This window comes from Frankia sp. CgKIO3 (assembly GCF_977946435.1).
The window spans coordinates 1-8,261 of the sequence record NZ_CDWTMO010000096.1; the positions used below are offsets into that span (position 1 = coordinate 1).

At 68.4% G+C, this 8,261-nt stretch carries 8 protein-coding genes; 3 read left to right on the forward strand and 5 right to left on the reverse strand.

Translation table 11 applies throughout. The features are described from left to right. Window positions 1-382: 382 nt before the first annotated feature. The 4 genes from AC08OJ_RS12285 to AC08OJ_RS12300 all read right to left on the reverse strand — a co-directional run bounded on the left by AC08OJ_RS12285 (window position 383) and on the right by AC08OJ_RS12300 (window position 5,059). A complete protein-coding gene (locus AC08OJ_RS12285) occupies window positions 383-781 on the reverse strand; it encodes a hypothetical protein (RefSeq protein ID WP_476595783.1) in 399 nt (132 codons plus the stop codon). Window positions 782-805: 24 nt separating this feature from the next. Continuing rightward, entirely contained in the window at window positions 806-3,232 is a 2,427-nt protein-coding gene (locus AC08OJ_RS12290) for a UvrD-helicase domain-containing protein (RefSeq protein ID WP_476595784.1), read from the reverse strand. A gap of 219 nt (window positions 3,233-3,451) precedes the next feature. Further along, complete coding sequence (locus tag AC08OJ_RS12295; RefSeq protein WP_476593027.1) at window positions 3,452-4,030, reverse strand: DoxX family protein; 579 nt, start codon at window positions 4,028-4,030, stop codon at window positions 3,452-3,454. Between the two features lie 114 nt (window positions 4,031-4,144). Continuing rightward, on the reverse strand, window positions 4,145-5,059 hold the full coding sequence (locus AC08OJ_RS12300; protein WP_476595785.1) for a universal stress protein: 915 nt from the start codon (window positions 5,057-5,059) through the stop codon (window positions 4,145-4,147). Window positions 5,060-5,580: 521 nt separating this feature from the next. Here AC08OJ_RS12300 and AC08OJ_RS12305 point away from each other — a divergent pair. The 3 genes from AC08OJ_RS12305 to AC08OJ_RS12315 all read left to right on the forward strand — a co-directional run bounded on the left by AC08OJ_RS12305 (window position 5,581) and on the right by AC08OJ_RS12315 (window position 6,886). After that, window positions 5,581-6,021: an Hsp20/alpha crystallin family protein gene (locus AC08OJ_RS12305; RefSeq protein WP_476593025.1), complete on the forward strand. Its 441-nt coding sequence runs from the start codon at window positions 5,581-5,583 to the stop codon at window positions 6,019-6,021. Between the two features lie 154 nt (window positions 6,022-6,175). Continuing rightward, window positions 6,176-6,664, forward strand: a complete 489-nt coding sequence (locus AC08OJ_RS12310) for a CBS domain-containing protein (RefSeq protein ID WP_476593024.1) — start codon at window positions 6,176-6,178, stop codon at window positions 6,662-6,664. A gap of 9 nt (window positions 6,665-6,673) precedes the next feature. After that, window positions 6,674-6,886: a DUF1918 domain-containing protein gene (locus AC08OJ_RS12315; RefSeq protein WP_476593023.1), complete on the forward strand. Its 213-nt coding sequence runs from the start codon at window positions 6,674-6,676 to the stop codon at window positions 6,884-6,886. A gap of 71 nt (window positions 6,887-6,957) precedes the next feature. Here AC08OJ_RS12315 and AC08OJ_RS12320 read toward each other — a convergent pair whose 3' ends face one another. After that, window positions 6,958-7,875, reverse strand: a complete 918-nt coding sequence (locus AC08OJ_RS12320) for an NUDIX domain-containing protein (protein ID WP_476593022.1) — start codon at window positions 7,873-7,875, stop codon at window positions 6,958-6,960. Between the last annotated feature and the right edge of the window lie 386 nt (window positions 7,876-8,261).

Here is an 8,261-nt window from a genome sequence, read left to right on the forward strand (position 1 = left end):
CACGTAGGTTTGTATGGTTTCGAGAAAAACCTGGCCATCGGCAAACAGGAGTCAGCAGGAGGCATCTCTGCGTGTGCCGGCGTGGAGAGAACACCGCACGTTCCGGCCGGAATTTTCTCGACTGCCGGCCGCACCCCTGGCCAATTTTTCTACCCGATCGGACCAGTAAACGGGTGCGTGGACGTCTCAATAGACAGGAACGATCGCTTCCTTGATCTCCGTATTCCCTGTTCCGGATGGGGCCGTTCAACCATCCGAGTCACAGGCATGAGCGCCACAACACCTCTTCCCCCAGAGCTAGTGATGGAATCGCACCTCGCGTACGTAGCGTCACATGCCGGAGACGGTGGCGCGCGGATATTACCTAAATATATCAACCCAGTTAACAACTGTCCGCTTTTGGGTGGAATCGAACCGAAGTGCATGCGATGGTGATAAGGCGTAATAGCGGGTCGGGTCGGGTCGGGAAGGAGGCCCGGATGCGCAGGAAATTCGGGTCAATCTCTGTCCACAGGCCAGGGCTGACCAGCTTCGAAGTGGACCCGGAATTGTGTACACACGAGATCCCTGGGTGGAGCGGCCCATCGGAGGGCCGGGCACCGGCCCGCACGGCGGTCGAGCGTCGGGTCCGCGGCGGCTTCAGCGTCGCGGCGGTGACGTGCTTGCCCTCGATCGCGTTGGTGTCAAACCGCAGGAATGACCGGTGCACCGGGCCGATCCCGTTGCCGACCCGCAGGTACTCGTAGATGTCGTAGTTCGTTGTCGGGGACGTGCTGACCACGAAAGCGGGATCGTTCCAGAGTTCCTACCTGGAGCTGTGCCCGATCTCGGCGGGGATCGAGTGGTCCGAGTCGGGTACCTCGCGAATACCGGCCCACACGCTGTCTCGTGCCCTCGTGATGGCCACGTACATCTGTCGGCGTTCCAACTGGGTACGCTCGCGAAACGCGTCGGCCGACTCGGACGGCCGCCACGGCTTCGGGAAGAGGTTGCGGTCGGGAACACAGACGTGGGCGAAGTCGAGGCTCTTGACTCGGTGGTACGTCCCGACCTTGACCGCCTCACAGCTGGTTCCGTCATATTCGTTGAGGGAAACCGCTGGAATGCCCCGATCGGTGAGGACGCGCAGCCACCGCGCAGCCGCGGCGTTCGTCGGCACGAGCACCGCCATATCGCCGTAACGGACGTTCCGATTGTCATGGAATTCCACGAGGTGTTCGCAGAGCGCCGCATCCTGCGCCACGGTGCCCGACACCGTGACCTCGCGGATCTCGCCTCCCGGCCGGTCGACGTCGACCTCGCGCCGCCCGCGTTCCTGGACGCCGTCGAGGTCGTCGAAGCTGTCGTCGGCGACTACCGCCTGGGCGTAGCGCAGGATCTTCTCGCGATTACGGTAGTTTCTCCCGAGCACGGTGGAGCGTCCGACGACGGCGACGCCGGCCTCGGCGAGGGTGAAACCGCCGGGATAGATGGACTGCTGGCCATCGCCGACCACGAGCAGGCCATCCGGCTTGTCGCCGACGAAGGCATGCAGCAGTTGCAGACCGACGCACGTCAGGTCCTGTACCTCGTCAACAATCACCGCGTCGTACCGGGTGTCGGAACTCTCGCGCACCAGGTCGCGAGCCAGGAGCAGCACGTCGTCGCGATCGAGGACGCCGCGCTCTGTCCGGAGCTGCTCGTACCGTTCGTACAGCTCCCACACCGCACGTCGGTGGGTCGGTTGCAAGGGAGTGCTGCGCCCGACGCGTGCCAGCTTGGCGTACTGCTCGAAGTCGGTCAGGCCTCGGCCCTTGACGACTGTCGCGATCTCGTCCTTCCAGTACCCGGGAGCCAGGCCGAGCCCGGGCAGAACCGAGAACTGCCCGACCTGCCCCCAGGCGCGCCAGAAACAGGTGTCGGCGGCCTCCTGCTGGTGTCGGTCTGCCAAGCCGTGTTCGCGAAGACAACGTGCGGCGACGGCGTGGACGGTGGCGAACTCGATCCGGTCGACGTGCTCGGGGGCCATCCGGGTCAGCAGGGCTCGGTAGACCGGCCCCAGCGTGCGCACCAGCGAGGTAAACAACACCCGTTCCCCGCGGGCGGCCAGATACTTGGCGCGGTGCAACGCGACGACCGTCTTGCCGGTACCGGCCGCGCCGCGGACGCGGGCCGGACCCGACCACTGCCGGCCGGCCAGGCGGGCCTGCGTCGGGTGCAGCCAGGTCATCCACGTCTCGATCGGCTCCCGGGCGGCGGCGTCGAGAAGTTCTTGCCACAGCTCCTCGCGGCTCAGCAGTGCATCCTGATCTGGTGGAACCGATTGCTCGGGCGGTGACAGCGGCTCGGAAGAAATCGGACGCCCGGCCGGAGCTGGACAGTAGGCCCGAGTGGGACGCTCGATAGCGGCTGGGCTTTCGGTCGCGGCCGTACCGTTCGAAGAGGGACCTGCCCGGCGCGCGACCGGACGGCGGACAGACCGTGAGGTCAGCGCCTCGGTGACCGTGACGACCGTGGCGGTGGTGGCGGTGGCGGTGGCGCGGGGCATCGGCGGGCAACCGCGTGCCAGACGGTCCAGTAGTTGTTCAACGAGGTCCGGTGCCAGGCGTGCGCCACGACGCGCCAGGTCGCGGGTTAGGTCCTGCTCGCCGAGCACCGTCACCCGGTCGAGTTGTGCCCGGACGTTTTTCCGCCTGGCCAGAACCAGCAGCGGAACCACCTCGGTCGGTGGCAGACCTGCCTCTACCAGCACCTCCTCCACCGCTACGGTCTGATCCAGAAGTTTGCGGACGTCGTCGTCCGCGCCGGCGTCGCCACGCCATAACCGGCCGCGTTCGACGATGATCTCTCGCCAGTTCTTCACGTCTACCACGAAGACTCCGCCAGGCCCCACCACGATCACGTCGATGTTGGCCCGGCGGGTACCTGGCCACCGTCGGTCCGGCAGCACGTGCCACCCTGCGTCGTCCATACCGACCAGCACTCGGACCACACTCTGCTCGGCCCGGCCACCGGCTTCCCAGTGCTGGCGGTGGCGGCGTAACTGCTTCAGCACGTCGGTCAGGTGCTGGATCTGTCGCTGGACTCCGTCGATCTCCATCCCGAGCAGGACAGCTTGACCGAGGGCCGACGGTTCTGGCAGCGGGTCGGCGTCTCGCGTCGACGAGGCGGTCGTCGGCGGATGGGCTGTCGACGTGCCGACGGTCGACGCAGCGGTGGCGGGGATGCGCGCTGCCGGTCCATCCAAAAGCACGTCACTACTCCCTCACCTTATGTCACAGGTAAGAGTACGGTAATGAGTCGTCGTTTGGATACGTTTACGGGCGACAGTGGTCTGCAGGCCCTAGGGAAGAGTGGTTGTTGTCGGAAACGTAGGTCTACTTTCGAACACTGGTTCGAGCGTGCCGACTCGAACTCTTCGAACGCCCTGGCCACGGCCGCTTTCGGCAGAGAACGATCACGTAAGTTCGGTCTAGACCGCCAGCACGATGGCGGCGCTGATGCCGCCGAGGCCGAGGGCGAAGGCCGCCTCGGGCAGCCCGCCGTCGCGCCGTCGGAAGAGGCGGTCGAGCGCCAGCCGCCCGGCACCGACCGCCGCCACCGTGATCGCGACCACCGCGATGCACAGCGGGTACTCCATGCCGCCGTCGGTTTCCCACAGTCCGTTCGGTGCGGTCACGATCATTGCGTTGATCATCACGCCGATCACGGCCGCGGCCGCCAATGGAGTCAGCAGGCCCACCGCCAGGCCGAGCCCGCCGAGGAACTCGGACGCGCCGGCCAGCCCGGCGAAGAAGGTGCCGGGGTGGTAACCCAGCTGGGCGAATCCCTTGCCGGTCGCGGTGAGGCCGTGGCCGCCGAACAGGCCGAAGAGCTTCTGCGCGCCGTGCCCGGCGAGCAGCAGACCGAAGGTCATCCGGAGCAGCAGCAGCCCGAGGTCGGCTGCGGACACGGCCGTGCGGGACGGGCCCGGGCGGGAGGCGTCGGGCGGTGCGGGGGTAGCGGGTGCCAGGTGGAGGGATGCCCGGTGCCGCGTAGCGAGCAGTTTCATATCGAAACCCTGATCCAGGCGAAAGCATACGGTGAAGCTTTGGTCACTACTGTGCCTGCCCGCTCTGCCGGGCCGGTACCTCGTTCGCCGGTGACTTCCCCCGCGGCCCGGCCGTCAGCTTCGGTGACGCCGGCGCGGCGGGCGAACGACGGCGACCGGGCAGACGGCATGCAGCACGCACTGGGAGCTGGTGGAACCGAGCAGCAACTCGGCGAAGCCGCCGCGGCCCCGGGCGCCCACCACAAGCAGCTGGGCGCGCGCCGCCGCGTTGATCAGGCCGTAGGCGGCGTTGCCCACAATCAGGCCGGTTTCCACCCCGATGCCCTCCCAGCCGGCCAGGCCCGCGTTCGCTGACTCGTCCAGAACAGCCTGCGCGGCATCGCGAAACGCCTCGTCGCCGAGGCCCACCCGCCCGGTGAGGGTTGCCGGCAGCGGCTCCCACACATGCACGACGCGCAGTGGAGCCCGGCGCAGCGCTGCCTCGCCTGCGGCCCAGGCCAGCGCGTCCACCGAGGCGGCGGACCCGTCCACCCCGACGACGACGGGGCCGGGCCGGCTCCTGCCCCGCTCGCCGTGGACAACCACGACCGGGACCGCCGCGTCGTGCACGCAGGCGAGGCTGACCGAGCCGGTCAGCCTCCGCTGCGTCCGGCTTGCCCCATGGGCGCCGAGGACGAGCATGGCCGCCCGGTCGGACTCGGCCAGCAGCATCCGTACCGGGGCCCCGTAGACGGTCCGTTCGAAGATCCGCGCCGCCGGTTCGTCCTTGCGGACCCGCTCCACGACATCGTGTAGCAGCCACTGCGCCGTCCAGCACGGGTGCTCCGGGGACGTGGCCGACGGCGGCTTCGATCGCTCGTGCGGTGGTCCGGCGGCCGCCCACACCAGCACCGCCCGTACGCGAGCGTCCCGCAGTCGTGCAGCGTCCACCGCCCAGCGCAACGCCCACTCGGCGTCCGCGGATCCGTCGATCCCGACGACGATCTCCGCCTGCGGGACGAAATCAGCTTCCACCTGATCGCCTTCCACGTGCCCACCCTGTTCAGCCTCGTACGTGAGGTAGGTTACTTATAGTAAGTAGATGATCGCATTCTGTTCTGATTCGCGGTAACGGCCAAGCGAACCGGCTGCACCGCGACGAACCCCTCACTCCTGGGCCCGTCCTGGTAGCTCAACGCGGTGATATCCAGCCCGCAGCTGTGTGCGATCGGGCTGAGCGGATAGATGGCGATCATCGGCCTCCTGTCGAGGTGGAGCGGCCGGGGTGAGCTAGCCCGTCGTGGGCCTGGAGTTGGCCGGTCTGTGGTTCGGGCGAGCCAAGCGTGGGTAGAGACTGAAAGTGGTCAGACAGGACACACTAGGTGACGGTCTGCATTCTTCTATGGAGAAGAGAAGATTGTGATCCTATCCGCGCGACTCGGTGACCGTCTGGCGACGCTCATCCGGTGGAATCTGGACCCGTCTACACCGGGCCGGCGGCGTCCGGCAGGCGGGCGTGTGCGGTGCCGGCTGGGCCGGGCAGCCGCCGGCCGCCAGGAAGGAGCAACCAGATGGCGAGCATGGAACGCCAGCGTCCCCGGCGGAACTGGTTCGATCTGTTGGGTCTGCCCTGGTCGCAGGCACGGACGTCCGCGGCGGAGCTGCTCGGCCGGCGCGGGGCTGACGTTCCGGTCGAGGAGTACACCGAGGACGACGCCTACGTCCTGCGCGCCGAGATCCCCGACGTCGACCCGGACAAAGACGTCGATGTCACCGTCTCCGAAGGGACGCTGGCGGTACACGCCGAACGGCACGAGGCGAGAAGTCAGAAGGCTCTCGGCGGGTACCGCACCGAGTTCCGCTATGGCGCGTTCAGCCGTTCCGTGGCGCTTCCGCCCGGGGCGAAGGCGGACCGGGCAGCCGCGACCTATAAGGACGGCATCCTGGAAGTCCGCGTTCCGGTCGAGCCAGCCGAGACGTCCGGCCGGAAGATCACAGTTGAGCAGGGCTGACGCCCGACTATGCCCGGTCGCAGGGCCCGAACTCTCCGGCCGACTGCGGCCCCGGGCGACGTTATTACCCACCCGGGTGCCGGCCCGCTTCTCCTCCCGTGTGGGGAGCCAGGAGTCACCATCAGGGGCAAGCACCTTCCTGGAGGGGGTAAGCATGGCCGACATCCGTAGCACGATCGTCCGGCGGCCGGTCACCGTGGAGCGGTCCACCACGATCCGGGACGCGGCGGCGCAGATGGAACGGCAGGGCGTGGGCGCGCTCCTCGTCATGGAGAACGATCGCCTGGTCGGGATCGTCACCGACCGCGACATCGTGCTACGTGGCGTTGTCCGCGGTATCCTGACGGACAGCCGGATCGACGCCCTCATGACCACCGAGGTCATCACCGTGCCGTCCGGCGTCGACCTCGAACGGGCCTACGAAATCTTCCGTGACCACGCGATCCGCCGGCTCCCGGTCGTCGACGGCCGCCGGCTCGTCGGCCTGCTGTCCGTCGACGATCTGCTCATCCGCACCGAGCATGAGATGGCCGAGCTGGTACACCCGCTCGCCGATGAGGTCTTTGCCCCCCACCGCGAGGCCCCACCGCTGGCTACCACCGGCGAGGAGCCCGTCGAGCCGGCGCCCGGACTGCCGCCCTGACGTAGGGCGATGCGCGCCCATCCCGGCGACACCCTGGTTGTCCACCGTCCCACCGTCACGCAACCGGAGCGCATTGGGGAGATCCTTGAGGTGCGCTCGCTGGCCGGCGACCCCCCGTTCACTGTCCGCTGGTCCGACACCGGGCACGTCAGCTTCGTCTACCCGGGACCGGACTCCGAGGTCCGTCACCCTCCTGAGGAGGCCCGCAGCGGCACCGGCTGAAAAGCGGCACCGGCTGAAAAGGATGACGGGTTCAGCTCTGCATGCGTGACGAACACGCACCGTCAGGCGAATCATGCTACGGGATCGTGACGTTCCGCTGCGATCAGCCTGCCGGGATGGCAGTGCAGCAGCCAGAAGCCGCCTGCCCGTACCCCGAGCTGGTCCGGGATCGGCCAGCACCAGCCGTCCAGGAGTCGTCGGAGCAGGTCGGCAATGATGGTGCGCTGGCTACAGACCGCCGTCAGCGTCCCGGACGCCGCCAGCCCCATCAAGGTAGCGACCACCCTCGCCTCCGATCCGGGATATCCGGTGTCCGCCAGCGTCGGCTCCGGTTCGATGGCGAGCCCGGCCGTGTGCGCGTACGGGGCGAGCGTGGCGGTGCAGCAGGGCAGGTCGGCGCTGATCAGCAGGCGAATCCCCAGGCTGGTCAGCAGCGGCACCAGTGCGCTCGCCTGGGCCCGGCCGCGCTCGTCGAGCGGGCATAGCTGGTCGGGCCCGTCCCAGCGCCGATGGTGGGCGGCCCGAACGTGGCGGATGACGACGAGCGCGGCCGTCGGCGCCGGCAGCCGACCAAACTCGGCGAGCACCTGGCGGTCGGTGTCGTAGCTGACCCGGCGAGCCGCCTCCCCCTTCGCCAGCCAGGCAAGCCTGTCCACCTCCCGGGTGGGGACGAACGTGCCGGAACGGGCCTGCATCCCCCAGTACCGGACCGCCTTCACCGTCCTGCCGCCGTCCGTCAGGTAGCGGTACTCGCCGAGCGGGGGCCCGAGCCTGGCCCGGCAACCAGTCTCCTCCTCGACCTCCCGCAACGCGCCGAGCAATGGATGTTCTCGCCGGCGCAGCTTGCCCTTGGGCAGGGACCAGTCGTCATACCGCGGCCGGTGCACGACCGCGATCTGCCGCCCGTCCCGCGTGGGTCGCCACAGCACCCCACCGGCGGCACCGACGACCCGTACCGGCCTATCCCAGGGATCAGCCGACGACTTCATACCGTCCAGTCTTCGACTCCAGCCGCCGCGGCGCCAGGAGGACAGGCACATCCCAGCAAGGCCCGGTCCAGCACGGCCCGGTCGACAACCCGCCGCCGGTGGCGCGGATCGCGGTCGGGCCGTCCGCAGCGTCCACCGCTACCAGGGCGGAGATCCCCATCTGAAGCGCATGTTCCCCGACGGCACCCAGGGGTATGGAACTCGCTACAGAAGATTATCGCTGTCCGGGGGGTGGAGGGTGGGGTGACGAACGCAGGTGTGGCCGAGCTCATCGTCGAGCCGGCGGTGCTCGGGACGCTCGTCGATGTGCTGCGTGCACGCGGGTACCAGGTCGTCGGCCCGACGGTGCGGGACGGCGCGATCGTCTACGACGAGATCAGTAGCGC

What these genes read in the sequence shown, in the direction of transcription:
- AC08OJ_RS12310 (WP_476593024.1), top strand. Translation starts at nt 6,176, where the DNA reads ATGGCCGACATCCGTAGCACGATCGTCCGGCGGCCGGTCACCGTGGAG.
- AC08OJ_RS12295 (WP_476593027.1), bottom strand. Translation starts at nt 4,030, where the DNA reads ATGAAACTGCTCGCTACGCGGCACCGGGCATCCCTCCACCTGGCACCC.
- AC08OJ_RS12320 (WP_476593022.1), bottom strand. Translation starts at nt 7,875, where the DNA reads ATGAAGTCGTCGGCTGATCCCTGGGATAGGCCGGTACGGGTCGTCGGT.
- AC08OJ_RS12305 (WP_476593025.1), top strand. Translation starts at nt 5,581, where the DNA reads ATGGCGAGCATGGAACGCCAGCGTCCCCGGCGGAACTGGTTCGATCTG.
- AC08OJ_RS12315 (WP_476593023.1), top strand. Translation starts at nt 6,674, where the DNA reads ATGCGCGCCCATCCCGGCGACACCCTGGTTGTCCACCGTCCCACCGTC.